Origin of the sequence: Halobellus inordinatus, assembly GCF_024498335.1 — an archaeon.
Taxonomy (GTDB): Archaea; Halobacteriota; Halobacteria; order Halobacteriales; family Haloferacaceae; genus Haloquadratum; species Haloquadratum inordinatus.
The window spans coordinates 346,308-370,828 of the sequence record NZ_CP101825.1 but is presented as its reverse complement, the minus strand read 5'-3'; the positions used below and the strand labels follow the sequence as shown (position 1 = coordinate 370,828).

21 protein-coding genes are annotated in these 24,521 nt (G+C 68.2%); 7 read left to right on the top strand and 14 right to left on the bottom strand.

What is annotated here, in order from left to right; genetic code table 11:
• Nucleotide 1 precedes the first annotated feature (1 nt).
• The 9 genes from NO362_RS01835 to arcC all read right to left on the bottom strand — a co-directional run bounded on the left by NO362_RS01835 (nucleotide 2) and on the right by arcC (nucleotide 10,456).
• The gene (locus tag NO362_RS01835) at nucleotides 2-1,330 is read right to left on the bottom strand and encodes an amino acid ABC transporter substrate-binding protein (protein WP_256545905.1); all 1,329 of its coding nucleotides are present in this window, start codon (nucleotides 1,328-1,330) and stop codon (nucleotides 2-4) included.
• A 225-nt stretch (nucleotides 1,331-1,555) separates the two neighbouring features.
• Nucleotides 1,556-3,100: an SLC13 family permease gene (locus NO362_RS01830; RefSeq protein WP_256545904.1), complete on the bottom strand. Its 1,545-nt coding sequence runs from the start codon at nucleotides 3,098-3,100 to the stop codon at nucleotides 1,556-1,558.
• Complete coding sequence (locus tag NO362_RS01825) at nucleotides 3,100-3,348, bottom strand: helix-turn-helix domain-containing protein (protein ID WP_115821740.1); 249 nt, start codon at nucleotides 3,346-3,348, stop codon at nucleotides 3,100-3,102. The genes NO362_RS01830 and NO362_RS01825 overlap by 1 nt, the downstream gene beginning before the upstream one ends.
• A gap of 118 nt (nucleotides 3,349-3,466) precedes the next feature.
• Entirely contained in the window at nucleotides 3,467-4,315 is an 849-nt protein-coding gene (locus NO362_RS01820; RefSeq protein ID WP_256545903.1) for a hypothetical protein, read from the bottom strand.
• 254 nt (nucleotides 4,316-4,569) lie between these two features.
• Nucleotides 4,570-4,863 (bottom strand): stress response translation initiation inhibitor YciH, encoded by a 294-nt coding sequence (gene yciH / locus NO362_RS01815; RefSeq protein ID WP_049985144.1) that lies wholly within the window; start codon nucleotides 4,861-4,863, stop codon nucleotides 4,570-4,572.
• A 124-nt stretch (nucleotides 4,864-4,987) separates the two neighbouring features.
• Complete coding sequence (locus NO362_RS01810; protein WP_256545902.1) at nucleotides 4,988-7,258, bottom strand: transglutaminase TgpA family protein; 2,271 nt, start codon at nucleotides 7,256-7,258, stop codon at nucleotides 4,988-4,990.
• Complete coding sequence (locus tag NO362_RS01805; RefSeq protein ID WP_256545901.1) at nucleotides 7,255-8,388, bottom strand: DUF58 domain-containing protein; 1,134 nt, start codon at nucleotides 8,386-8,388, stop codon at nucleotides 7,255-7,257. The genes NO362_RS01810 and NO362_RS01805 overlap by 4 nt, the downstream gene beginning before the upstream one ends.
• Nucleotide 8,389: 1 nt before the next feature.
• Complete coding sequence (locus tag NO362_RS01800) at nucleotides 8,390-9,364, bottom strand: AAA family ATPase (RefSeq protein ID WP_256545900.1); 975 nt, start codon at nucleotides 9,362-9,364, stop codon at nucleotides 8,390-8,392.
• A 126-nt stretch (nucleotides 9,365-9,490) separates the two neighbouring features.
• A complete protein-coding gene (gene arcC / locus NO362_RS01795) occupies nucleotides 9,491-10,456 on the bottom strand; it encodes a carbamate kinase (protein ID WP_256545899.1) in 966 nt (321 codons plus the stop codon).
• An 89-nt stretch (nucleotides 10,457-10,545) separates the two neighbouring features.
• Between arcC and NO362_RS01790 the strand changes: the two genes are divergently transcribed.
• From NO362_RS01790 to NO362_RS01770, 5 genes are all read left to right on the top strand, one after another.
• Entirely contained in the window at nucleotides 10,546-11,886 is a 1,341-nt protein-coding gene (locus NO362_RS01790; protein WP_256545898.1) for a cyclic 2,3-diphosphoglycerate synthase, read from the top strand.
• Nucleotides 11,887-11,940: 54 nt separating this feature from the next.
• Nucleotides 11,941-12,648: a TVP38/TMEM64 family protein gene (locus tag NO362_RS01785; protein WP_256545897.1), complete on the top strand. Its 708-nt coding sequence runs from the start codon at nucleotides 11,941-11,943 to the stop codon at nucleotides 12,646-12,648.
• A gap of 211 nt (nucleotides 12,649-12,859) precedes the next feature.
• A complete protein-coding gene (mutS, locus tag NO362_RS01780; RefSeq protein ID WP_256546654.1) occupies nucleotides 12,860-15,712 on the top strand; it encodes a DNA mismatch repair protein MutS in 2,853 nt (950 codons plus the stop codon).
• On the top strand, nucleotides 15,705-17,411 hold the full coding sequence (gene mutL / locus NO362_RS01775; protein ID WP_256545896.1) for a DNA mismatch repair endonuclease MutL: 1,707 nt from the start codon (nucleotides 15,705-15,707) through the stop codon (nucleotides 17,409-17,411). The genes mutS and mutL overlap by 8 nt, the downstream gene beginning before the upstream one ends.
• 334 nt (nucleotides 17,412-17,745) lie before the next feature.
• Nucleotides 17,746-18,948, top strand: coding sequence for an MFS transporter (locus tag NO362_RS01770; RefSeq protein ID WP_256545895.1), 1,203 nt, complete (start codon nucleotides 17,746-17,748; stop codon nucleotides 18,946-18,948).
• Nucleotides 18,949-18,995: 47 nt separating this feature from the next.
• Here the strand turns inward: NO362_RS01770 and NO362_RS01765 are convergent, their stop codons facing one another.
• Complete coding sequence (locus NO362_RS01765; protein WP_256545894.1) at nucleotides 18,996-19,307, bottom strand: DUF7573 domain-containing protein; 312 nt, start codon at nucleotides 19,305-19,307, stop codon at nucleotides 18,996-18,998.
• Nucleotides 19,308-19,398: 91 nt separating this feature from the next.
• On the opposite strand from NO362_RS01765, the gene NO362_RS01760 reads away from it, so the two are divergent.
• Complete coding sequence (locus tag NO362_RS01760) at nucleotides 19,399-19,644, top strand: DUF8024 family protein (RefSeq protein WP_256288831.1); 246 nt, start codon at nucleotides 19,399-19,401, stop codon at nucleotides 19,642-19,644.
• Nucleotides 19,645-19,688: 44 nt separating this feature from the next.
• Here NO362_RS01760 and NO362_RS01755 read toward each other — a convergent pair whose 3' ends face one another.
• A complete protein-coding gene (locus tag NO362_RS01755) occupies nucleotides 19,689-20,735 on the bottom strand; it encodes a 5,10-methylenetetrahydromethanopterin reductase (protein ID WP_256545893.1) in 1,047 nt (348 codons plus the stop codon).
• The gene (locus tag NO362_RS01750) at nucleotides 20,725-21,480 is read right to left on the bottom strand and encodes a coenzyme F420-0:L-glutamate ligase (RefSeq protein WP_256545892.1); all 756 of its coding nucleotides are present in this window, start codon (nucleotides 21,478-21,480) and stop codon (nucleotides 20,725-20,727) included. Before NO362_RS01750 ends, NO362_RS01755 begins: the two co-directional genes overlap by 11 nt.
• Before the next feature lie 162 nt (nucleotides 21,481-21,642).
• Between NO362_RS01750 and NO362_RS01745 the strand changes: the two genes are divergently transcribed.
• Complete coding sequence (locus NO362_RS01745; protein ID WP_256545891.1) at nucleotides 21,643-22,968, top strand: eIF2B alpha/beta/delta subunit family protein; 1,326 nt, start codon at nucleotides 21,643-21,645, stop codon at nucleotides 22,966-22,968.
• Nucleotides 22,969-23,159: 191 nt separating this feature from the next.
• Here NO362_RS01745 and engB read toward each other — a convergent pair whose 3' ends face one another.
• Both engB and NO362_RS01735 read right to left on the bottom strand, forming a co-directional pair.
• Nucleotides 23,160-23,780 (bottom strand): GTP-binding protein EngB, encoded by a 621-nt coding sequence (engB, locus tag NO362_RS01740; RefSeq protein ID WP_256545890.1) that lies wholly within the window; start codon nucleotides 23,778-23,780, stop codon nucleotides 23,160-23,162.
• Between the two features lie 158 nt (nucleotides 23,781-23,938).
• On the bottom strand, nucleotides 23,939-24,502 hold the full coding sequence (locus tag NO362_RS01735; RefSeq protein ID WP_256288836.1) for an NUDIX hydrolase: 564 nt from the start codon (nucleotides 24,500-24,502) through the stop codon (nucleotides 23,939-23,941).
• Between the last annotated feature and the right edge of the window lie 19 nt (nucleotides 24,503-24,521).

Below are 24,521 nucleotides of genomic sequence, written 5' to 3'. Positions count from 1 at the left end.
CTCAGCGCTCACTCCAGTCGGGCATCGGGTAGATGGGGTCCGATTGGGCGACGTTCTCGGGGTAGGTGATCTGGAGGCCCGGATCGGGCTGCCACTGGTAGACGAGCATATTCTTGTTGATGACGCCGGTGTCGTCGAAGGACACCGTGCCGTACACCGTCGAGAACTCCGCCTGCCGGATGTGGTCGCGGACCGCTGTCGGCGTGACTTCGCTAACGTTCTCGAACGCGTCGACGAACGTCATAATGACTGCCTCGCCGGCCGCGCTGTGGTAGTCCGGCGTGTAGTCGTAGTTCTCCTCGATGGCGGAGACGAAGTCGCCGGTCGCTCCGTACACCGGGTCCTCGAAGTCGGCGTTGACCGCCCACGAGGAGGGGCCGTACATGTAGTCGCCGTTCGCACCGACCTCGTTTTTGAACGACTCGTTGAGGCTGCCGACCGTCCCCATCGCGGCGTCGACGTTGACGCCCTGGCTCTCCATCTGGTTCGCCAGGATGATGTTGTGCTTCTGGTGGGCACAGAGGAGTAGCACGTCCGCGCCGGCGTCGCGCACCCGACCGAGGTTCGTCGAGAGGTCCGACGTCCCCGAGGGGAACGTCTGGTCGACGACCAGTTCGAGGTCGGTCTGTTCGATCTTGTTCCGCGCGCCCTCGGCGGTGGACTGGCTGAACGTGCCGTCCTCGGCGAGGATGGCGATTGACTCCGGCGTCTCGTCCTGCGCGAGGCACATATCGATGTAGCTCTTCGCGTACTTGTTGGCCGTCGGCAGGAGGCCGAAGATCCACTCGTTGCCCTGCGCGAAGATCTCGGGGCTCGCACCGCCGCCCTCGACCATCGGCTTCTGATTCTGCGCGGCGACTGCGCTCGCCGGGAGCGTCACCGTACTGGAGTACGGGCCGAGCAGGTAATCGACGTTCTCGCGGTCGATGAGCTCCTGATAGATGCTTTTCGAGGTGGAGGCGTCGGTCCCGTCGTCCCGGAGGATCATCTCCAGTTCGTAGGTGTTGCCGTCGCCCGCCTCGACGCCGCCGTTGTCGTTGATGCGCTGAATCGTCAGTTCGTAAGCGTCCTTGTACAGTTGGCCCAGGTCGGCGTTGTCGCCGGTGAGACTCATCGAACCGCCGAGCGTGATGGTGTCCATCCCGCTGTCGGCGCTCCCGGTCGTGCCGCCGTCGGTCGACTCGCCCCCATCGGTCGATCCGCCGCTGTCGGTCGACTCGCCGTCGCCGTTGCCGCCGCCGCCGGAACAGCCCGCGAGGCCGGCGAGCCCGACTGCACCTGTGCTTCCCGCAACTCGTAGGAACGTCCGTCGATTCTGTTTGTCTGCCATAGTTACTCTGGCAAGCGCGTATCAACGATACACGCTCTGTACTGGCCATAGTCTATCACGGTAATAAATGTTAATGGTTGATCCGGAGGACTACGTATGCCACTCTATGCGACTATAGGTCACTGGTAGGCTGTCTCTCGTCCGCCGGTGCGGGCCGTCGCTCGTCCGTCGGTACGTATCGAGCGCCCCGGGGACCGCCTCCGCGTCGGTCTCACTCGGAGGCGATCACCAGAGGACGATCGGCCAGACGAAAGTGAAGAGTACGACGACGAGCACCGTGAGCACGAGCGTCATCAGCGTGTTCAGGATCACGCCGGCGCGGATCATATCGCGCTGTTCGAGGTGCCCGCTCCCGAAGACGATCGCGTTGGGCGGCGTCGCCACGGGGAGCGCGAACGCGAAACTCGCAGCGATCGCGCCGGTGACGGTGAGGAAGATGGCGGCCGGCACGGGATCGACCCCCAGCGTCCCCGCGAGCACGCTCCCGAGTCCGATGAGGATCGGCGCCAGGATCGTCGTCGTCGCCGTGTTCGAGGTGAGTTCGGTCGCCAGCACCGCGAAGACGATCACGACGACGATCACGAGCACGAGCGGTGCGCCCACGACGGTCTCGAAAAGCGACTGTGCGAGCCACGCGGTGGCGTCGGTGTCGGCCAACGCGTCGGCCAGCGAGATCCCACCGCCGAACAGGACGATCGTTCCCCAGTCGATGTCGACGAGGTTCTCCCAGTCGTCCGCGTCGCTCACCACGAGTGCGGGGATCGCCAAGAGCCCGACGACGACGAAGTAGAGGATCCCGCGGTGGCCCTCCAGGCCGAACAGGTTCGGTCCCGCACCGCCGAACAGCGTCACCTGCCACGCTGGGGGGAGAATCCCCTCGAAGAGGAAGCCGAGCCCACCGAGGATCCACAGCGCCGCCGTCGCGGCGAAGATGTACGTCGCCCGCCGGGCCCGCGGCGAGAGTGGCCCCTCCTCTGCGAGGAAGTCGCCAGCCTGCGCCTGCGCTTCGGTCACGTCGTCGATCTCCGGCGGATACAGCCAGAACGTCAACACGTACCAGGTCAGTGGCAGCGTCACGACGACGATCGGGAGCCCCACGACCAGCCACTGTACGAACGAGATCTCGACGCCGACGAGGCGATCCAAGAACGCGACCGCGACGACGTTCGGCGGCGTGCCGATGAGCGTGCCGACCCCGCCGACGCTGGCGGCGTAAGCCGTCCCCAGCAGGGTCGCGACCCGCATATTCGACACCCCCCCGTCGGCTTCACGGCCGACGACCCGCGCGAGGACGCCGAGCGCGACCGGCGTCATCATCGCCGTCGTCGCGGTGTTCGAGACCCACATCGACAGGAACGCCGTCGAGAGCATGATCGTCAGGATGAGCAGTCGCGGGGAGCGTCCCATCCAGTTGATCAGATACAGCGCCAGCCGTCGGTCGATGTTGTGCGTCTGCAACGCTTTCGCCAGCATAAAGCCCGCAATGAACAGGAAGATGAGCGGATCGGCGAAGCCCGACAGCGCCGTCTCCATCTGGTCGTAGATCCCGAAGATCGTCAACACGACCGGGATGAGCAGTGCCGTCACTGCGAGCGGGAGCGCCTTCGTCACCCACAGAATCGCCGCGAGCGCCATCGTCGCGAGCGCCAGTTGCGCGGCCTTGTCGAGTCCCGCGGGTGTCGGTGCCGTGGCGATGAGCGCGGTCGCGACGACCGCGACGAGAATCGCGATGGCGCGCCGTCGTCCCGACGCCTGTGCGCTCCACAGCATCAGAAGTTCACCACCAACACCTCGATCTGCTGGTCGGTCAGGTTCGCGCGGTAGGTGTCGAACAACTGTTCGAGGCGGTCATCGGAGAGACTCCGCGTATCGCTTTCCAGCATCGAAATGTGTGCCTGCATAATGTCGTCGACCTCGGTTTCGACGTCCCGCTGGCTATATCCTGCCGCAACCCGGAGGAGGCGCCACGCCATCGGCGAAATCTCGCGAACGTCTACGTCGTCTCCACCGGCTCCCATCTGTCGATACTGGTAGCCTCTCACGAACTTACATAATTGTTCGTTTTAACTTCGGGCGGTGCGCGGGGCCGTCCTCCGCGTACGGGGCTTCTCCGTCGCAGCCATCTCCGACGGGCCCCTACGGCCGTCCGACCTGCTGACGACGTAGCCAGAGGTAATACCCGCCCGCCGGAACCGAGAGCAGCCAGACAAGCGGCACGAGCACGTTGCAGAGGTGGACGACGGCCACGGCTCCCCACACGCGCCGGTCGGGTGCCCACGCGACGTCGCTCTCGCGGATCCGTCGCGTGTCGAGGAACAGCGAGAGGCTGAACACCGGGATGAGTACCGCGGACGCGACCAGCGAGAATACGACGGCGAACGGGAGGAACACGCCCACTGTTGGGATCGTCTCGTAGACGAACCGTGCGTTCTCCGGCATCCCCATCACTGCGACCAAGACCGGTGTTGCCACGACGACGACGAGGAATGCCGCGACCGTGAGCGCGACGCCGTAGTACCACCGCGAGATTCGTTCAGGCGCTTCGCGTGCGTCGTCTGATCCTGCCTCGTCGCGAACGCGGTTGTCTTCGTACCACCCATCGCCGCTGTAGACGTCCCGTGCGGCGCCGCTCCCGGCGTCGCTGGAGCGGAACCGGCGAAGGAGGTACGCGCTCGCGACGAACACCAGAAGCGGCGAGTCTGCGAGCACCAGCCCGACGATCGGGACCGCGATCCCGAGTCCGCCCCAGATTCGAGGCCGCGGAACCCACGTTTCGGCACTCCGTGCGACCGCTCGCGCATCGAAGTACAGCGCGATCGCGAATACGGGAATCGACAGCTGACTCACGACGACGAGGACACCGGCGAGGAGTCCGAGGGTCGTCGCCGAGCCACTCGACTCGGGCGTCAAGACGAGACTGAGCCATCCGACGACTTCGAGTACTGGAGGGAGGGCGACGCCGACCCACCAATCTGAGTCGACCATACTCCGCGTGGCGTCGCCGCTGGTAGAATCCTTTCGGTCGCACAGTGATCGAATCGCGAGGGCTACGGCTCATACTGTCGGACAGAACGATGTGAAAAGTATCGGCACCTCGTGGGTGCCAAAATGATTCACGAGCTCCTGTCCGACAGTATCAGTGTCTGTTCTCGGGCGCGAGCGCTGTGTAACTACAGCGCCGCCGCTATTTGCGTGGCATCGCACGAAAAACCGCTCGACGTGGGACGGTTAGGTGACGGTCACGCGACGTTGAAGCCCTTGTCGCGGAGGAAATCCTCGACGCGACCGGTGTGGTTCCCCTGGAGTTCGATGGAACCGTCCTCGACTGTGCCACCGCAGGCGAACTTCGACTTCAGATCCGAGGACAGACTGTCCATATCTACGTCCTTGGGGTCGAACCCTTCGATGACCGTTACCTCTTTTCCGTAGCGGCGCTCGTCGATGCGGATGGTGATCTCCTGGGACTCTTTTGCGACGTCTTCGCAGACGCAAAGCTCCTCAGGGAGTCCGCACGTCGAGCAGACTTCCGACATTACAAATCGAACCTACAGGATGGGGATATTAAACAGTATCGGGAATCCGTCCCGAGTGCACAGCCACCGAGTTCCGAGGAGGTGCGACTCTGCTCCGCTGCCGACATCAGCACGCACGACACGTTCACTGGAACCACCGGAGGAGCGGCGTCGACGAACGGACCAGTCGGTCGACAGTCGAGACCGCTTCGTCGGCCTCGGCCGCACTGACACCGTCGCCGTAGCGTGCGCGCTCGTAGTACTCGCCGACGCGCCGTGCGTCTTCGAACTGCTCCGTCAACGGCACCGACTGCAGGTACGACCGCGGCGTCTCGCCCCGGCGACGCGGGCGGTACTCGCGTTCGAGCACGCCTTCGAGACGACGGTACGCCCGAGCGACGTCGGCCTCTGGGTCGCGCCGCCGCTGGTACTGGATCGCGAGCAACCGCACGGTCCGATCCGCTGCACCGGTTCGGTGCGCGCCGGCTGTGAGGCCGACGAGCGCGACGGCTCCGACGAGGAGCGTCCGTCCCGACGGTAGGTTCGGCACCGGGATCCCGCCGCCGATCGGCGCCGACGACGTGTCGGTCGCGTCCGCAGTGGCCGCCGACGTCGCGCTCGCGGGCGTCGTCGCCGTCACCCCCGCCGGCGTCGATCCGCCGGGGGCGCCAGACACGGCGGGCGTCTGGTTCTCGATGCCCGCCCCCGGCGGCGGCGTCACCGTCTCGTTCGGGCCCGGTAGGTCGATGTTCTCCTCTTCGTTCTGTCGTGCCTCGGTGAGGCGCGTGTTCTCCGCCGTCTCGCGCGGCCCCGACGGCGTGGGGTCGAACCGGACCCAGCCGACGTCGGGGAAGTACACCTCGACCCAGGCGTGGGAGTTGAGCCCGCGGACGACGTAGCTGTCGTTCCCGACGTTCTCTCCCGGCGTGTAGCCGGTGACGAACCGTGCGGGGACGCCCTGGGAACGCAGCATCACGACCATCGTCGTCGCGTAGTAGGTGCAGTAGCCGGCGTCCATCTCGAACAGGAACGTGTCCGCCGCATCGCCCGACGGCGCGGGGACGCTGAGGGAGTACTCCTTGCTGGATTCGAGGTGCGCTTCGATCGCGACGGCCTTCGCGTAGGGCGTCTCCGCGTCGCCGGCGACGGATTCGGCCCGCTCACGGACTCGCTGGGTCGTGCTCTCGGGCAACTGGAGGTACGCTTCGGTCACCCTGTCGGGATAGTCCGTCCCCGCTCGCCGGAGTCGCTCGCTCGTCGCGTTCGGGACTCTGCTCGTGACCGTGAACGTCTCGCCGGCCTGGAGCGTCCCGCCCGGCCGCACGTTCCCCTGTGGCGTCACGAGCGCGCTCGACCTCACCGGGCCGTCGAGATCGACCGGTCGCCACGCCGCCGGCAGGATCGAGATCGGATCCTCGGCCGTGACGGTCTGTTCGAGTCGACGGGACGGTCCCGGCGGTCCCCGGAGGCGACCGTCGTACGGCCGTTCGTTCCCGGTTCGGACCCACCCGCTGCCGGTGTAGCGGTCGTATGCGGCCGTCTGCCAGTACTCCGCGCGCGGGCTATCGACGGTGAACCGGACCGACGGCGAGAGCCGGATACTCCCGACGATTTCGACGCTGTCGTCGGCGTCGACGAGGCTCGCTTCGACCGTCGGCGCGCCGCGGTCCGGGAGGATCGGCGATCCCGCTGCGCCGGGGACGACCGACAGCGTCGAGGCGGCGACGATCATCGCCGCGAGAAGGACCGTCAGCACGTCCGCCTGCCCGACGGCGGTCCCGTGGCGGTCGAACGTGGACGCCGCGAGCAGTCCCGTCGCGCCCACGACGCCGACGAGCGTCGCAACGCCCTCCGCGTCGCCGGTGAGAACGACCAATCCGAGCGCGACGCCGCCGGCGACCGCCGCGGAGACGTAGCGCTTCCGGACCGTGAGGTACCACGAGAGAAAGACGGGGCCGGGCACGACGGCCATCGCCCACACGCCTGCGCCGACGAGTCGCAGGACCGAGAGCCCGGTCAAAAGCGCGACCGTGTCGCTGAGGGCGCGCTCGGGCGTCAACAACTGGATCTGGCTCTGTGGGAGCGTGAACAGATACACCGCTAGACCGAGGCCGAGCAAGAGCGAGGTGACGACGAACGCGACGCGCACACCGACGAAGCGACCGACGAGGACGGCGAACGCGATCGCCCCAGCCACGACGACGGCGAATTCGGTGCTCCCGCCGACGACGTCGGTGACGCGCCAGAGGACGCCCGCGTACGACCACGTCAGCGCCAGGAGGCTCACGACGGCGAGCGCACGGCTGCCGTCGATATCGCTTACGAATCCCGCGGTCTCGCTCCCGTCGGACCTGTCGCTCCGGCCTGACTGCGACCCACCAAGCGACGGCGCGTCGCGGCCGACGCCCGAACTCATCCGGTGACCTCCTGTGCGGTGGGGGCCGCTGTGTCTCCGGCCCCGGTCGTCAACTCCTCGAAGCGGTGTTCACGCCCGTCGAATCTGATCGACGCCGACTCCCCGTCGGCGACGACGACGACGTCGGCCTCCCGCGTCGGTACCGGGCCCGCTCCGGCGACAGCGAGGTGATCGAGCAGCGGTCTGGTCGTTCCGGGTGTCGCCTCGACACGTCCCGACGGCGTCGTGAGTGCCACCGACGCCCCGACACGGAGCAGCGACAGACAGACGGTCGCCGCCGCCTCGGCCATCGTGTCGGCCGCGTCGTCCGCTGCGTCTGCCGCCTCACCCGCAGCAGTCGTCGATTTGCTCGCCGCCGTGCGTTCTGTGTCGGCTCCACCGCCGGACTCGATGCCGGCGACGACGCGCACCTGATCGGGGTCCGCCTCGGCAGTGAACTCCCGAACCATCAGATTGCCGCGCTTCGCCGAGGACTTCCAGTGGACGTCGCGGAGCGCGTCGCCGCGTACGTACTCGCGCAGGTCGTCGAACTCCTCGCGACGGTTCGCGCGCGGCGATTGCGTCAGCGTCCGCAGGTCGGCCTGCACCCCCTCAGAGAGGACGCCGACGGCGGGAAAGACGACGAGTCCGTCCCGCTCGTCGACCGTCGTCGTGCGTTTGAGCAGTCCCAGGACGTCGGTTACGACGACGCTCACCGGGCCGAGTTCGTGCTCGCCGCGCCGCTGTGGCGTGATCTCGTAGGTGACGTCCGCGTCGGTCGCTCCGGCGACGACAGCCTCGTGTGTCGCGGTCGACGCACCGCCGGCGTCGCCGCTCGATACCGCTTGCGCCCCTCCGCTCGCGCCGCTATCGATGCTAGGGGGGAGTCGATCCCGGACCGTCGCCGGGTACGACGAGGGAGCGTCGAGCGTCACCTCGACCGTTCCGGTCACGCCCGGAACGTCGGCGGGCGGGAGCGTCCGCTCGACCTCCGGCGTCGGCGCGCGCCAGACCTGGACGGCGGCGGCGACGAGCGCGAGTGCGCCGGGGATCACGACCGCGTCGAGCGCGCGCGCCCCGAAGAGCGCCCCGAGCGCGAGCGCGCCGAGCACCACGATGCCGACCGTGTAGCCGCGTCGTGTCGGCCGCATACTACTCGACGGCGACGTCTTCGAGCGCGCGTTCGACCACCGTCGCGCCGTCGACGTCCGTGTCCGTCCGGACGCGATGGCTCAACACGGTCGGCGCTTCCAGCTGGACGTCGTCGGGCGTGACGTAGCCGCGGCCCTCGAAGACCGCGCGGGCCTGTGACGCGCGGACGAGCGCGAGCGCCCCGCGTGGGCTCGCACCGAGGCGAGCGTGCTCCCGCGTGTAGCCCGCCAGCCGAGAGACGTACGCGCGCACGGGCTCGCGGACCGTCGCCTTCGAGACGGTCTCACGCGCGCGCCGGACGTCTTCGACGGTCGCGACCGGCGCCAGGGACTCGATCGGATGCTCGCCCGTCAGGCGGCCGAGTAACTCGGTCTCCTCGGCTTCGGTGGGGTACCCGAGTCGGATCTTCTTCGTGAAGCGGTCGATCTCGGCGACCGGGAGTTCGTAGGTCCGTCCGGGTTCGACGTCGTTCTGCGTCGCGATGACGGTGAACGGGTCCGGGACGGGGTAGGTCTCCCCGTCGACGGTCACCTGCTGTTCCGCCATCACTTCCAAGAGCGCCGCCTGCGTCTTCGGCGGCGCGCGGTTGATCTCGTCGCCGAGGACGACGTTCGCGAACACCGGTCCCGGCTGAAACTCGAACTCGCGCGTCTTCTCGTTGAACACGCTCACACCGGTCACGTCGGAGGGCAGGAGATCGGGCGTGAACTGCACGCGCTTGAACGAGCAGTCGAGCGAGGTCGCCACCGCGCGCGCCAGCATCGTCTTGCCGACGCCCGGCACGTCTTCCAAGAGGAGGTTGCCGCGGGCGAACAGCGCGACGAGGATGTGTTCGATCGCGTCGCGGTGGCCGACGATGACGCGCTCGACGTTGTCGACGATACGTGTGGTCAGTTCGGCCGCCTCGTCGACGGCGAGCGGGGTAACCGAATCTGCGTCCGGAGTCGACTCGGGAAGGGCGTCTACGTCGGTCATTGTGTGGGGGCAGAGAGCGCTGAACGAGGGCGTCCTGACCGTCACGCGCCCTGTTCACGCTATCACCGGTTCATTGCTTCCCGGTCCACGTAACTTTGCTGGCATAGAGTGATACTAACTATCACACTATGGTTCGTCCTCTGCGGGGGCGTCCGCGTACACCTGTGTCCCGGCGTCGCCCGCCAGCGCGTCCGTCAACTGCTCCGGCGTCGTGATGATGGCTCGCTCGCCGCCGCCTTCCACGAACTGGAGACAGGCCTCGACTTTCGGCCGCATACTCCCCGCGCCGAACTCGCCCGAGTCGAGGTGCGAGCGAAGTTCGTCGGCGCCGACTCGCCGAAGCGGTCGCTCGCCGTCCTCGCCGTAGTTCACGTAGGCGTGCGCGACGTCGGTCAGGATGACGAGCGTCTCGGAGCCCAGTTTCTCCGCGAGCAACCGCGACGTGCTGTCTTTGTCGACGACGGCCTCGACGCCGCGCAGGCCGGACTCGCCGCGGACGACCGGGACGCCGCCGCCGCCCGCACACACCACGGAGTTCCCACGCTCGACGAGTTGTCCGATCTCGTCGGCTTCGACGATTTCGACGGGATCGGGCGACGGGACGACCCGCCGGAAGGGGCGCTCGCCGTCTGACACGCGCCGCGTCTCGAAGGGCTTCTCCGCCGCTTCAGACTCAGTGTAAAACGGGCCGACGGGCTTCGTCGGCTCTGCGAACGCGGGGTCGTCGCGATCGACGACCACCTGCGTCACGATAGTCATCGAGTCTGTCCGTGCCTCGCGCTCGTTGTCGAGCGCCTGCTGCAGGAGGTAGCCGATCTGCGCCTGCGTCTCGGCAACGAGTACGTCCAGCGGGAGCTGTGGCGTCTCGCTCGCGTGTTCCTGCTGGAGGAGCAGATTGCCGACCTGCGGGCCGTTGCCGTGCGTGAGCACGACGTCGTAGCCGGCGTCGACGGCCGCCGCGATTCGCGCGGCCGTCTGCTCTACGACCGCCAACTGCTGGTCGAGCGTCCACGGGCCGTGCTCGCCGAGCAGGGTGTTCCCGCCCAGTGCGACGACGACGGGGGCGTCGCTCGCGGAAGATTCGGCTGCCATACGACATCCTCTACCGGCCGCGACCGAAAGCGTTCGCCCGGTCGATAACTGGCCGGGATTCTATGTACGATCCCGGCGAAGTGTACCGTATGGCCCCCACGCGAGTCCTCATTATGGGTGCGGCCGGACGCGACTTCCACGACTTCAACACCGTCTTCCGCGACGACCCGGCGCACGAAGTCGCCGCGTTCACCCAGACGAGCACCCAGAACGTCGGCGAACTCGACGAACTCCCCGAGCGACGCTATCCACCGGAACTGGCTGGCGACCGCTATCCCGACGGAATCCCGATCCATCCCGAATCGGACTTAGAGCGCCTCGTCGACGAAGCGGACGTCGACACGGTCGTCTTCTCGTACTCGGACGTCTCTCACGAGCACGTGATGCACCAGGCGTCGCGAGCGCTCGCGGCCGGTGCGGACTTCCGACTGATCGGCCCCGATCGGATGATGCTCGAATCCGCTGTCCCGGTCGTCGCCGTCGACGCGGTGCGAACCGGCTGTGGCAAGTCACAGACAGCCCGGAAGTTCGCCGACCTGCTGACCGAGCGGGGGAGAGACGTCGTCGTCGTCCGAGAGCCGATGCCGTACGGCGACCTCGCGGCCCAGCGCGTCCAGCGCTTCGAGACGCTCGCGGACTTAGACGAGAGCGACGTCACGATCGAAGAGCGCGAGGAGCACGAGAGCCACATCGAACGCGGCCACGTCGTCTACGCCGGCGTCGACTACGCGGCGATCCTCGAACGGGCCGAAGCCGAGGCCGACGTGATCGTCTGGGACGGCGGCAACAACGAACTCCCGTTCTACGTCCCGGACGTCCACGTCGTCGTGGCCGACCCACACCGCCCCGGCGCAGAACTGCGATACCACCCGGGCGAGACCAACCTCCGCCTCGCGGACTACGTCCTCATCAACAAGGAGAACACCGCGGACGTCGCGGGCATCCAGGAAGTCGAAGCCAACGTTCGCGAGACGAATCCCGACGCCGAGATCGTCCACGCGAACTCGACGATCACCGCCGACGGGGACGCCATCGCGGGCAAGCGCGCACTCGTCGTCGAGGACGGGCCGACGCTCACCCACGGCGACGCCTCCCACGGGGCCGGACTGATCGCCGCCCGCAAGTACGGCGCGGCGGAGATCATCGACCCAAAACCGGCGGCCGTCGGATCGCTCGAACGCGTCTTCGCCGCCTACGACCACCTCGACGCCGTCCTCCCGGCGATGGGGTACAACGACGCACAGATCCGAGATCTGGAGGCGACGATCAGAAACGCCGACCCGGAGGTCGTCGTCTCGGGAACACCCCACGACCTCGGACGGGTTCTCGACGTCGACGTGCCGATCGTGCGCGTTCGCTACGAACTCGAAGAGAAGAACGTCACGCTGGCGTCGATACTCGACCGACACGCCGAGAGGCTCGGGCTCTAAGTATCGCGGCGTCCTCACCACGACTAACGCGTGAGTGACACATTCATAGACCGGATGCGAACACGGCTCGAAGGGGTGCAGATCTTCGCCTCGGAACGAACCCGACGGCGCTTTCTGCTCCACTTCGCCGTCGCCATCGTCGTGCTCGTCGCGCTCGCTCTCCTCGCCCGTCCCCATCTCGCGCTTCTGACCGACGCGCCCGCCCTCCGCGCGTTCATCTCCCAGTACGGCATCTGGGCCCCGCTCGTGCTCGTCGTGCTGCAAGCCGTGCAAGTCGTCGCCGCTCCGGTCCCGGGGCAGATCCTCGCAGTCGTCGCCGGCTACCTCTTCGGCGCGTGGTGGGGGACGCTCTACAATATGATTGGCATCACGATTGGGAGTACGATCGCGTTCTGGCTCTCCCGGCGGTTCGGCCGAGCCTACGTCGAACGTATGGTCCACGAAGACGCGCTCGCGTCCTTCGATTCGATCAGCGACGACTACGCCCGCCTCGGGTTGTTCGTCCTCTTTTTCATCCCCGGACTCCCCGACGACGTTATTTGCTTCGCCGGCGGCCTGACCAGACTACCCCTGTGGCAGCTCGTCGCGCTCGCGATCGTCGGCCGGACGCCAGCGTTCTTCCTCGCGAACGTCGTCGGCGATTTCCTCGGGGGCGATCAGTTCGTGGCCGCCGCCGCGCTCACTGCCGTCATCCTCGCTCTGTCGGCGCTCGGCTACGCGAACCGCGATCGGATCGTCGGCCTCTTCGACGACCGCTCCTGACGGTGCCGTCCGCGAGGCCACCGGACGCGTCGCGGGAGCGCCGTCTTCCCGTCCGCTTTTGGTCTTCGACCGCCGTCCGGTAGGTATGGAAGGCGCGGAGTCCGACGCGAGCGACGGGGCCGGAGAGCACGCCGAGGAGACGGCTGCGGCCGGCAGGCCGTCGCGGTCCGACGACGAGTCCGAGCGGCGCCCGGAGGGGCCACCACAGAAGATGCTCGACCGTCGGGAGGAACTCACGCCGATGCTCTCGCAGTATCTCGAACTCTGCGAGGCGCACCCCGACGCGCTCGTGCTCTTTCAGGTCGGCGACTTCTACGAGGCGTTCTGCGAGGCGGCCGAGACGGTCGCCCGCGTCTGCGAGGTGACGCTGACCAAGCGCGAGGACTCGACGGGGACCTATCCGATGGCGGGCATCCCGATCGACAACGCTGCGTCGTATCTCGAATCACTCCTCGACGCCGAGTACCGGGTCGCTATCGCCGATCAGGTCGAAGACGCCGAGGAGGCCTCGGGGCTGGTCGACCGCGCCGTGACGAACGTCGTCAGTCCGGGCACGGTCGTCGACGACGAACTGCTCGACCGCGCGAGCGCGACGTATCTCGGCGCGGTCGTCGGTCTCGGGCGAGATGGGGGGCGCGACGGGGGACGAGCGGGCGAGTCGACCGACGCGACCGACGCCGAGGCCGCACTCGCGACGCTCGACGTCTCGACGGGCGAGTGTCAGGTGACGAGCGCCTCCGCCGCGCGGATCGACGACGAACTCGAACGCCTCGCACCCGCTGAACTGCTCGTCGCCCCCGACGCGGGCGTCGAGCCGTCGATGCTCGGCTTCGAGACGATGCTCACCGAACACGACCCCGAGGCGTTCGCTCTCGATCGAGCAGACGAGACGCTCGCGGCGTACGTCGCGGAACCAACCGCCGTCCTCGACTCACCCACCGAACGGCGCGCTGTGGGGGCGCTCCTCGACTACGCCGAGTACACGCAGGGCGACGACGGCGCGCTCTCGTACGTTTCGCGCGTCCGCCGGTACGACCTCCGACGCTCGCTCAGACTCGACGCGACGGCGATGCGGAGTCTCGAACTGTTCGACTCGCGGCACCCCGGACGCGGGGAGACGTTGCTCGACGCGCTCGATCGGACCGCGTGCGCGCCCGGCCGCCGCAAACTGGAGTCGTGGCTGCGGCGCCCGCTGCTCGACCGGGAGCGAATCGAGCGCCGACACGACGCCGTCGCGGAACTGCTCGACCGGCCGATGGCCAGAGAGACGGTCCGAGACCACCTCGAACAGGTGTACGACCTCGAACGTCTGGCCGCTCGCGTCTCCCGAGAGCGTGCGAACGCCCGCGACCTGCGCTCGCTGCAGACGACCCTCGACGTCGTCCCGGACGTCAGAGCCGCCCTCGAAGACGCCGAATCGGACGCCCTCTGTGACCTTCGGGCGTCGCTCGACGAACTGGCCGACGTCCGCGACCTGATCGAGCAGGCGATCGAACCCGACCCGCCGCAGGAGATCACGGAGGGGGGCGTCGTTCGCGAGGGATTCGACGACGAACTCGACGAGATCCGCGCGACCGAGCGGGAAGGCCGCGAGTGGGTCGCCTCGCTCGAAGCGCGCGAGCGCGAGCGGACCGGCATCGACTCCCTGGAGGTCGGCTACAACCAGGTCCACGGCTACTACATCGAGGTGACGAACCCGAACCTCGACCGCGTCCCCGACGACTACACCCGGCGGCAGACGCTGAAGAACGCCGAGCGATTCTACACGCCGGAGTTGAAGCGTCGCGAGGACGAGATTCTCTCGGCCGCCGACCGCGCCGATTCCTTAGAGTACGAGGTGTTCTGCGAGGTGCGCTCGCGCGTCGCCGACGAGACCGAGCGGATCCAGGCGCTCGCGGACGCGCTCGCCCGCCTCGACGTGCTGACGTCGTTCGCCGCCGTCGCCGCCGGCGAGAACTACGTCCGCCCCGAGATGGGTGCGGAGACGCTCCGTATCGAGGCCGGGCGGCATCCCGTCGTCGAGCGGACCCAAGCGGAGTTCGTCCCGAACGGCGTCGACTTCACGGACGGCCACGTCGCCGTCATCACCGGCCCGAATATGAGCGGCAAGTCGACGTATATGCGGCAGACGGCACTCATCGCGCTGCTCGCGCAGGCGGGGAGTTTCGTCCCGGCGGACGCGGCGAGATTGCCCGTCATCGATCGAATCTTCACCCGGGTCGGTGCCTCCGACGATATCGCTGGCGGGCAGTCGACGTTTATGCGCGAGATGGCCGAACTCACCGACATCCTCCACGATGCCACCGACGACTCGCTCGTGCTCCTCGACGAGGTCGGGCGCGGTACCTCTACCGCCGACGGCCTCGCGATCGCCCGCGCGACGACGGAGTTCATCCACGACGAGATCGGCGCGACGACGCTTTTTGCGACTCACTATCACGATCTGACCGCGCTCGCCGACGACCTGCCGGACGCGTTCAACCTCCACTTCACGGTGAGCAAAAGCGAGGACGGCGACTCCCCGTCGGACGACGGGAGCGAGTCTCCCTCCGGGCCCGACGTGACGTTTCTCCACCGCGTCGCGCGCGGCGCGTCCTCGTCGTCGTACGGCGTCGAGGTGGCGAAACTGGCCGGCGTGCCGGACCGCGTCGTCGCCCGCGCCAGAGAGCACCTCCGGGCGCCGGCCGGCGACGACACGGATTCGGAGCCGGCGCACGCACGTCTCCCGCGCGAGGGTGCGTCGCCCGCGGAGGATGCGTCGCCCGCGGAGGATGCGTCACACCCGCCGACACGGGCGACGAACGGCGAATTCGACGATCCTGCAGCCGACCGAAACGACACGCTCGCGGCGTACGTCGACGGTCTCGACGCGACGGACGACCCCGATCGACCGGATGCCCCCGGCCGACCGGACGACTCGCACGATGCCGTGCCGACGGACGCCGCGCCGACAGACGCCGAGCGCGCCGTCCTCGACGAACTCCGGGATCTCGACGTCGCCCGAACCACCCCGCTCGAAGCGCTCAACACGCTGGAAGCCCTACGACGGCAACTAGATGAGTGAGGAGCGCCCGGAGTCGCGCGGCGACCCCGACTCGGTCCGTCGGCTGGACGACGCGACGGTCGCGAGCGTCGCGGCCGGCGAGGTGATCACCCGCCCGGCGGACGTCGTCGTCGAACTGCTCGAAAACGCGCTCGACGCCGGAGCCTCGCGGATCGACGTCGCGGTCGACGGCGATGGGACAGCGCGGATCCGCGTCCGCGACGACGGCGGTGGAATGAGCCGCCGGGACGCCGAGCTCGCGGTCGAGCGGCACACGACGAGCAAACTCGCCTCCGGGGAGTCGCTCTCGGCGGTCGAGACGCTCGGCTTCCGCGGCGAAGCGCTCGCTAGTATCGCGACGGTCGCCGAACTCGAAGTCGTGACGAACGACGGCGGGCCGCGCGGAACGCGCGTCGTCGCGTCGGGCGGTCCCGGCCCGGACCGCGTCGAACCCGCCGGGCGCGGCCGGGGAACGACAGTCACCGTCCGCGAACTGTTCGCGGAGACGCCCGCGCGCCGCGAGTCGCTCGCGGCCTCTCAGACGGAGTTCGCCCGCATCAGCGACGCGGTCTCCCGGTACGCGCTCGTCCGTCCGGACGTCGCGATCACGCTCGGACACGACGGCTCGGAGGTGTTCTCGACGCCCGGGACCGGCGAGTTCGCCGACGCGCTACTGGGCGTGTACGACCGCCAGGTCGCCTCGCGAGCGACGGCGTTCGATGCCGTGCGGCGCGTCGGTTCCGGCCCAGAAGGCGAAGGCGCGGGGCTCACACTCGACGGGGCGCTCGTCCAGCCGTCGATCAGCCGCGCGCGTCGCGATCACGTGTACGTCGCTGTCGACGGGCGCCCCGTCCGCAACGCGCAGTTGCAGCGAGCCGTCGTCGATGGCTACGGGGATCTGCTCGCCGACGGCCGCGCGCCCATCGCGGTCGTGTCGCTGTCGCTGCCGACGTCGTGGGCGGACCACAACGTCCACCCGCGCAAGCGGCGGGTCCGTCTCCGGTCGTCCGACGAGGTCGCGGACGCAGTCGCGGGCGCCGTCCGTGACGCGCTCTCGACTGCCGATCAGCGGCGCGCGGCGGACCTCTCGATGGCTCTCGACGACACGCTGGAACCGCTGTCGGACACTGAATCGGCCTTCGAGGACGTGCGCGTGCTCGGACAGTTCCGCGATCTCTATCTCCTCTGTGCGTTCGAGGACGAACTGCTCGTCGTCGACCAGCACGCGGCCCACGAGCGGGTGAACTACGAGCGTCTCCGGGCCGCGGTCTCGGGTGAGACCCCGACTGCCCCGGTCGAACCGCCCGAGAGCGTCTCACTGACGCCGGGACAGTACGCGGCCGTCGAGTCACACCGTGATGAGTTGTCCAAACTCGGATACGACCTCGACTGCTTCGGCGAGACGACGGTTCGCGTCCGTTCGGTACCGGCACCGATGGGCCGAGCGGCCGCCCCCGAGAGCGTCCGCGACGCAGTCGACGCGCTTCGGCACGGCGAGACACCTGAAGACGGCCGCGACGCGCTGTTGAAAGACCTCGCGTGCCACCCCTCGCTGAAGGCCGGCGACGAACTGAGCGACGCGGAGGCGACGGCGCTCGTCGACCGGCTCGGTTCCTGTGAGAACCCCTACGCCTGCCCGCACGGCCGCCCGACGGTGCTCACGATCGGGGAGGACGCGCTCGTTCGGGGATTCGGACGACGCGGCACCCGGATGGATTGAGATACCGCGACCGTCGCCGGGGCAGCCGCATCGCCGGAGTAGTCGCGTCGCTGGGGCGTCGGCGCTATAGTAGCGTTTGCAACTGATAGGGACTATCGTAAGTCCGCATAGATTTCTCGCCGGACGGTACGGCGAGAATCTCCGAACAGTGACGATAATCCCTATGATTACACAGCCAATCGCACGACTGCGTGCGATTAGGCGCGTGAAGACTTGCAAACGCTACTATAGTGCGGGATGTCGAAATTCTTTACAACCGCCCTCACGAGGCTTCGGCAGTGCACGTCCGTCCGACCGATCACCCTGAACAGCCTCGCCGGGAGCCGATACGTCGATGACGATTCTCGGCTCGATCGGTCGGGAAGCCAGGGCGCTCTGGGGCGACGGCGAGGGCCGTTCGCTGGCCGTCATCGCCGGCGGTTGGGGCCTCCTCTTGGGCACGCGGATGATCTACCCGGTTCTTCTCCCGTACTTCCGCGAGACCTTCGGCCTCAGTCTCTCGGTCGCGGGGTTGCTCGTGACGATCCTGTGGCTCGGGTCGGCGATCGGACAGCTTCCGGGTGGAATCTTGGCCGACCGATACAGCGAACGCCTCGTGATGACGGCCGGTGCCGCTGTCGTCGCCGTCGCCGTCGCGGCGGTCGTCGCCGCACCCACGGCGCTGGCGCTGTTCGCGGCGACCGCGTTCGTCGGCCTGGGCCAGTCGCTGTACCCGATCGCGCGGATCACGATCCTCGCGACCATCTACCCCGATCGAATCGGGAGCGCGCTCGGCGTGACGATGGCGACAGGAGACCTCGGACAGACCGTCCTCCCGCCGGTCGCGGGGGCGCTGGCCGTCGCCGTCGTCTGGCAGGCGGGGCTCGCGTTTATGATTCCACTGCTCGCCGCCGCGGCGATCGCGCTCTGGGTGTTGCTGCCGCGACAGACTGACTCCGAGAGCGGTATCGACGAACTCTCCGCCGACACGGCGCGGCACGTACTCGCCGAAATCCGCGCGAGCAACGTGGTCTTTCTCGCGTTCATCCTCTTTCTCTACATCCTCGTCTGGCAGGCGTTCACGGGGCTGTATCCGACGTATCTCGTCGAGGAGAAGGGGTTATCCTCCTCGACGGCGGCGCTTCTTTTCAGCCTCTTTTTCGCCATCGGCGTCCTCGTCAAGCCCGTCGCCGGAGCGGCCTACGACCGGATCGGGCTCCGTCGGTCGCTCGTGATCGTGCTCTCGGGCCCCGTCGTCGGCTTTGCGCTGCTTCCGGTCGTCGACAGCCTCGTCGGACTCGTCGGGATCACGGCGCTCGTGAGCACGATGCTCGGCTCCGGCGCGATCACGCAGTCGTACTTCTCGGATGCGTTCTCAGAAGAGATCCGCGGGACCGGCCTGGGTGTGGTCCGTACCACGACCGCGACGCTTGGGGCTGCCGGTCCGGTCCTGTTCGGCGCGATCGCCGACCGCGGCTACTTCGACGAGGGGTACTGGATCGTCGCCGTCGTTCTCGCGGTCGTGATCCTCCTCACTCTCCGCGTCTCAGAATCGTAGGCAGTGACCGGCCGGGAGCGATGCAGGATCGGCCTGCGGCTGTCGGCTCACCAGTCTTTGCAGTCCACACAGACGTGTCGGCCGTCCTGCGACCAGAGCCGGTCGGCGACGTTGCCACAGGCAGGGCACTCGACGCCGTCTGGGTCCCAGCGGTACGTGGCCGTCGCCGCCTCGACGTCGTCAATGGGGGCTTTGCCGTCGTCGACGTCGCCGCTGCGAGTTCCGGTGTGGGAATCGCCCTCGCCGTCGCCTGATTCCGTCTCGGCGCCGCCGTTTTCTGACTCCGTCTCGGGCTCGCCCGCTCCCGATTCCTCTGCGGCGTCGCCGACGAATTCCTCGAGGGACCGGTCCCGCTCCATACGAGTCTCCAGTGGCGGCGTCGGCTTAGCGGTGGCGACTCGCCACGCGGAGTTCCGCACACACATATACGATGAGGACGAACCCCCGGCTATGGTCTCGGTCATCGACTTCATCGTGCAGTTGGTCACGAGCATCGTCACTCTCGTCAGGACGTTCCTCTTCGAGGTGTTCCTCGGCGTCGATCCGCTCACTGCGGTGCTGTTCCTGTTCGGCGGCGGGCTGACGACCGCAGCGGTGCTGTACTTCACCTACCTCACGCTCGGTGCGCTCGTGAACCAGCTCACCGGCCTGGGATCGAGCGCCCGCGAATCGTCGCCCAACCGGCCGGTCCAATAAGCCGCACCGCGCTTTTCTTCCGCTGTACGAAGACCGCCGCCGAGCTACTGCGCCTGCTCGAACGCGCCGGCCGCGAGTTCGATCGCCGTCTCGGGATCGGGCCCGAGCGGCGATCCCACGACGATACCGTCCGCGTGATCGAGGAGTGCGCTCATTCGCTGGACGGCGTCCGCGGGTGTGCCGGCGATCGAGAACGCGTCGATCATCGCCGGCGTGACGCGCTCGAAGGCCTCGCCGAACGCGCCCGCACTGATCTGCTCGCCGATCTCTTCGGCCAGCGACGCGTCGATGCCGTGTCTGTCGAGCACCGGTGGAGCCGCTCCGGCGACGATGAACGCGACCGGGGGGCGGGCCGCTTCGCGCGCCGCCTCGGCGTCGTCGTCGACGCTGACGCTGGCGTACGCCAGCAACTCGAAGTCGCCGCGGTGGTCGGGGCGGTCTTCGCTGCCCTCTTCGACCCGGTCGCGCGCCCACGCGAGATCGTCCGGGTGTGAGCCGTTGTACAGCAGTCCGTCGGCGTGTTTGCCCGCCATCCGGCACATATGCGGTCCCTCGCCGCCGACGTAGACGGGGATCTCGCCGGGCACCTCGAAGTTGAGTCCGGCGTCGTGCGCCTCGAACGTGCCGTCGTGGATGACGCGCTCGCCCGCCCAGAGGTCCTGTGCGACTTTGAACGCCTCCAGCACCGACCGCAGGCCGCGCTCGTCCTCGAGGCCGAGGTTCCGGAGCGTCGAGGGGTCGCCCGGGCCGATCCCGAACGCCGCCCGGCCGTCCGACAGCTCCGCGACGGTGGCGGTCTTCGAGGCGAGCGTCACGGGATGCAGTTCGTAGGGGTTCGCGATGCCCGGACCGATCCGCATCGTCTCGGTCTCGCTCGCGAGTCGCGTCAGGGTCGCGAAGGGGTCGCGGTTGTTGTAGTGACACGTCACGAACGCGACGTCGTAGCCGACGGATTCGGCGGTGACGCCCTCGTCGACGACCGCCGAAATCCGGTCGTCGGGCACCAGTTCGATGCCGAGCGTGGGTCCGTCGTCTGCTCCGCTCTCGTCGAGAGGCTCGCTTCCGGCACCGGTCGCGTCGTCACTGTGCATACGACCACCCCCGGACCGCCTGGCGAACGAAGTCGGTCTCGATCTCTCGGAAGTGCGCGTCGCTGCCGCCGTGGTCGCCCCACTCGAAGTCGCGGACGACGACCGCGGGGGTGCCGTCGTCGCCCTCGCCGGCCACGAGGTTCGCGGCGGCGGCGAGTTCGTCGACGACGTTTTCGACGGTGACGCCGAGTTCGCGCCCGTCGCGGTCGGTCTCGCCGCGCCAGTCACGGGACGCCGAGAGTCCGGCCCAGCCGATGGCGACGCCGCGCTGGCCGTGCCGGAACGGTCTCCCGCAGGTGTCGGTGACCACCACGCGATCGGCGGGAAGGCCCTCTCGGATCCGTTTTGCACTCTCTGTGGGGCGCTCCGGGAGCAACAGCAGGTCGCCGTCGGGGACGTTCGAGCGGTCGATGCCGGCGTTGACGCCGACGTGGCCGAACCGCGTCTCCGTCAGGAGAAACGGCGCGTCCATCAGAATCTCGACGCTCTCTTCGAGGACGGCCTGTGTGAAGCGCGGGTCCTTCTCCTCGCCGGTGTGCTCGGCGAGCGAGTCTGCGATCTCGCGGGCTCGCGGTCCGGCCGGAAAGTCAGACAGATCGGCGCTACGCCCCTCCGCCTTCGAGACGATGGTCGAGGCGACGCAGACGACGTCGTCGGGGCGGAGATCGACGCGCTCGCGGATCAGCGCCGCGACGTCGTCGCCTGCCCGTACCTCTGGCAGATCGGGGACAGCGAACAGTTCCATACAGAGTGAGCGTGCGCGGCGGTAAAAAGCGAACAGGTGATGGCTAGCGTCTCCGGTATACGGCCGAGTACCACAGTTTTGCGACGCGTGTGAGTTGGACGACCGACGGTATCTCGGTGACCCACCGAAAAGACGTTTCGCCCGGCGCGCGAACCACTGGCAATGGCACACGTAGTCACTAGCTTCCTCAGAAACCGCGGGCAGATCCTGCTCACTCGCCGCAGCGACGCTGTCGGGACCTACCGGGGCCGCTGGGCCGGCGTCTCGGGGTACGTCGAGGGCGACCCGGCCGACGCCGAGCGCGACGCGTATCGGGAACTCCGCGAGGAGGTCGGCCTGACGGACACCGACCTCGCATTCGTCCGCGCCGGCGACGCACTCGCGGTCGACGACGAGCAGGGCTCGTTCACCGTCCACCCGTTCCTGTTCGAGACCGGGACGCGCGAACTCACGACCAACGAGGAACTCGCCGCCGTCGAGTGGGTCGACCCGACCGCGATCAGAGACAGAGCGACGGTCCCGCGCCTCTGGGAGACCTGGCTGCGAGTCGCCCCCACGGTCGCGGACGTGCGAGACGATCGGACTCACGGCTCGGCGTGGATCGCCGCACGCGCGCTCGAAGTGCTCCGCGACGCGGCTATCGAGGCCGACGACTGGGCGGCGGTCGCGGAGGTCGCGCGCAGTCTCGGCGACGCGCGACCGGAGATGGCTGCCGTCCCGAACCGCGTGAATCGCGTCGTCGCCGAGGTGTGGCAGGCCACAGACGACGGCACGGCGCCCGACCCACACGCGGTCGCAGAGCGCGCAATCGACGCGATCCACGACGCGTTCGAGGCTGACTCCGGCGCGGCGACGACGGCCGCGACCCGCCTTCGGGACGCCGATGCGACGGCGGTGGCGACGCTCTCGCGCTCCGGGACCGTCCGCGAGGCACTCGCGGCCCTGAACCCCTCGACGGTCGTCGTGGCGGAATCGCGCCCCGAATGCGAGGGCGTCGGCGTCGCGGAGTGGACCGCCGCCGAGACGGACGCCTGGGTGACGCTGACGACGGAGGCCGCGCTCCCGACGGCGCTCGACGACCGCGACGTCGACGCCGTCCTCGTCGGCGCCGACGCGGTGTTCCCGAACGGGGACGTGGTGAACAAGACGGGGACCCGCGTGCTCGCGCTCGCCGCGCGCGACGTGGGCGTTCCCGTCTACGCCGTGGCCGCGCGGGATAAGATCCGGCCGGCCGCGATCGATGAGTCGGCCGCGACCGGTGGTGAGCACGGCGACGCTGAGCGCGCCCCCGCAGCGACCTCGCCCGCAAGCGCCGTCTACGACGGCGACGCCGACGTCGACGTCCACGCGCCGACGTTCGAGATTGTCCCCGGAACGCTCGTCGACGGCGTCGCCACCGAGGCGGGGCTGCTCGGCGGGCGCGACGTACAGGCGGTGGCCGAAGCCCACGCGGCGAACGCGGCGTGGGACGCGGAGCGCACGGACTGAGGGGCGCAGCGAGCGCGGCGAGGAACAAGCGCGGCGGTCGGACGGAAGTACGAGAAGCGAGAGGTTCTTCACTCGCGCGCGCCGATCGTCTACTGGTGGCGATGACGAGGGTTACCCCCACTCAGCCCCTTGTGATGACGCCTCTTTACTGAGCCACCGTTTCCGAGCCACGCACCCGAGTAGCAACGCCGCTAGCTGACGAACTTCAGCAGATCGTCGCGCTTCTGTTCGTGGAACTGCGTCCGGAGCGCCTCGTTCAGCGCGTCGACATCGCCACGCTTCGCGCTGATCGGGGCGATCGTCTCGCGCCACTGCTTCCACGGCGGGTGCAGGCCGAGCCGGTCACAGAGCGCGTCGAGCCGCTCGTCGCGGTCGCTGACCTTGTCCATCTTGTTGACGGCGACGATCGTCGGCACGTCGAGTTCCCACAGGAAGTGGAACAGTTCGACGTCGTGGGGGATCTCGTCGGGACCGGAGTGCCGGTCGATGATGTCGATGACGCTCTTGCCGTCGACGACGAGTACGGCCGCGAGAATGTCGTCGGCGTTGGACTCGACGTACCGGACGACGTCGGTCTTGATCTGCTCGCGCCGCTCCTCGTCGACGCCGGACATAAAGCCGAACCCGGGGAGGTCGGTGAACATGAAGTTCTCCGAGACCCAATCGAAGTGATTCGGCGACCGCGTCACGCCGGGCTTCTGTCCGGTCGTGATCTTCGAGTGCCCGGTCAACTCCCGCATCAGCGTCGACTTCCCGACGTTCGACCGGCCGACGAGCACGACCTCCTCGCGGTCCGGACGATCTTCGAACATACGCGAGCGGAGGCCGTCGCCGCGGTTAACGCTGACGCTCACACCTCGAATCGTGGTCCCCATACTGTCGGACAGCAGTTCGTGAATCATTTTGACACCCACGGGGTGCCGATGATTTTCACATCGTTCTGTCCGACAGTATCGACCTAGACGCGGCGCTACAGCAGTCCTTCCTCGCGAGCCAGCAGCACGCCTTCCAGCGTCGCGTCGTTCGTCGGTTCGGCACGGGCGACGTCGATGGCTTCCTCGACCGGCACCGAGTGAACCGAGAGGAACTCGTTGTCGTCCAGGTCGCGCTCGACCGGCGTGAGATCGGTCGCGAAGACGAAGCCGCGGCGGTGCCGCAGCACACCCGTCGAACACCAGAAGTCCTGCAGGAGCGCCGTGCTTCCGGCCTCGAAGCCCGTCTCCTCGCGGAGTTCGCGTGCCGCGGCGGTCGTGAACGACTCGCCCGCCTCGACTATCCCCGCGGGCAGTTCCAACTGCGTCTCTCGGATCGTCGGCCGGTACTGTTCGACGAACACTACCGAGTCGTCCTCGACGGCGACGACGACGACGGCCGTGGCGAGTTCGGCCCAGTAGTACTGCTTCGTCGTCCCGTTCGGCTGTTCGACGAGGTCGTAGCCGCCGGTGTACCAGCCCGTCTCGTACTCGGTTTCGGACTCGCGGACGGGCCACTCGGGATCCGGTAACGGTTCGTGTCTGCGTCCGTCGTCAGTCATCACCTGACAGTCCGGCGGG

Bases quoted from the DNA above. Each gene is read 5' to 3' on its own strand.
- NO362_RS01835 (WP_256545905.1), bottom strand. From the start codon at position 1,330: ATGGCAGACAAACAGAATCGACGGACGTTCCTACGAGTTGCGGGAAGC.
- NO362_RS01830 (WP_256545904.1), bottom strand. From the start codon at position 3,100: ATGCTGTGGAGCGCACAGGCGTCGGGACGACGGCGCGCCATCGCGATT.
- NO362_RS01825 (WP_115821740.1), bottom strand. From the start codon at position 3,348: ATGGGAGCCGGTGGAGACGACGTAGACGTTCGCGAGATTTCGCCGATG.
- NO362_RS01820 (WP_256545903.1), bottom strand. From the start codon at position 4,315: ATGGTCGACTCAGATTGGTGGGTCGGCGTCGCCCTCCCTCCAGTACTC.
- yciH (WP_049985144.1), bottom strand. From the start codon at position 4,863: ATGTCGGAAGTCTGCTCGACGTGCGGACTCCCTGAGGAGCTTTGCGTC.
- NO362_RS01810 (WP_256545902.1), bottom strand. From the start codon at position 7,258: ATGAGTTCGGGCGTCGGCCGCGACGCGCCGTCGCTTGGTGGGTCGCAG.
- NO362_RS01805 (WP_256545901.1), bottom strand. From the start codon at position 8,388: ATGCGGCCGACACGACGCGGCTACACGGTCGGCATCGTGGTGCTCGGC.
- NO362_RS01800 (WP_256545900.1), bottom strand. From the start codon at position 9,364: ATGACCGACGTAGACGCCCTTCCCGAGTCGACTCCGGACGCAGATTCG.
- arcC (WP_256545899.1), bottom strand. From the start codon at position 10,456: ATGGCAGCCGAATCTTCCGCGAGCGACGCCCCCGTCGTCGTCGCACTG.
- NO362_RS01790 (WP_256545898.1), top strand. From the start codon at position 10,546: ATGGCCCCCACGCGAGTCCTCATTATGGGTGCGGCCGGACGCGACTTC.
- NO362_RS01785 (WP_256545897.1), top strand. From the start codon at position 11,941: ATGCGAACACGGCTCGAAGGGGTGCAGATCTTCGCCTCGGAACGAACC.
- mutS (WP_256546654.1), top strand. From the start codon at position 12,860: ATGCTCGACCGTCGGGAGGAACTCACGCCGATGCTCTCGCAGTATCTC.
- mutL (WP_256545896.1), top strand. From the start codon at position 15,705: ATGAGTGAGGAGCGCCCGGAGTCGCGCGGCGACCCCGACTCGGTCCGT.
- NO362_RS01770 (WP_256545895.1), top strand. From the start codon at position 17,746: ATGACGATTCTCGGCTCGATCGGTCGGGAAGCCAGGGCGCTCTGGGGC.
- NO362_RS01765 (WP_256545894.1), bottom strand. From the start codon at position 19,307: ATGGAGCGGGACCGGTCCCTCGAGGAATTCGTCGGCGACGCCGCAGAG.
- NO362_RS01760 (WP_256288831.1), top strand. From the start codon at position 19,399: ATGGTCTCGGTCATCGACTTCATCGTGCAGTTGGTCACGAGCATCGTC.
- NO362_RS01755 (WP_256545893.1), bottom strand. From the start codon at position 20,735: ATGCACAGTGACGACGCGACCGGTGCCGGAAGCGAGCCTCTCGACGAG.
- NO362_RS01750 (WP_256545892.1), bottom strand. From the start codon at position 21,480: ATGGAACTGTTCGCTGTCCCCGATCTGCCAGAGGTACGGGCAGGCGAC.
- NO362_RS01745 (WP_256545891.1), top strand. From the start codon at position 21,643: ATGGCACACGTAGTCACTAGCTTCCTCAGAAACCGCGGGCAGATCCTG.
- engB (WP_256545890.1), bottom strand. From the start codon at position 23,780: ATGTTCGAAGATCGTCCGGACCGCGAGGAGGTCGTGCTCGTCGGCCGG.
- NO362_RS01735 (WP_256288836.1), bottom strand. From the start codon at position 24,502: ATGACTGACGACGGACGCAGACACGAACCGTTACCGGATCCCGAGTGG.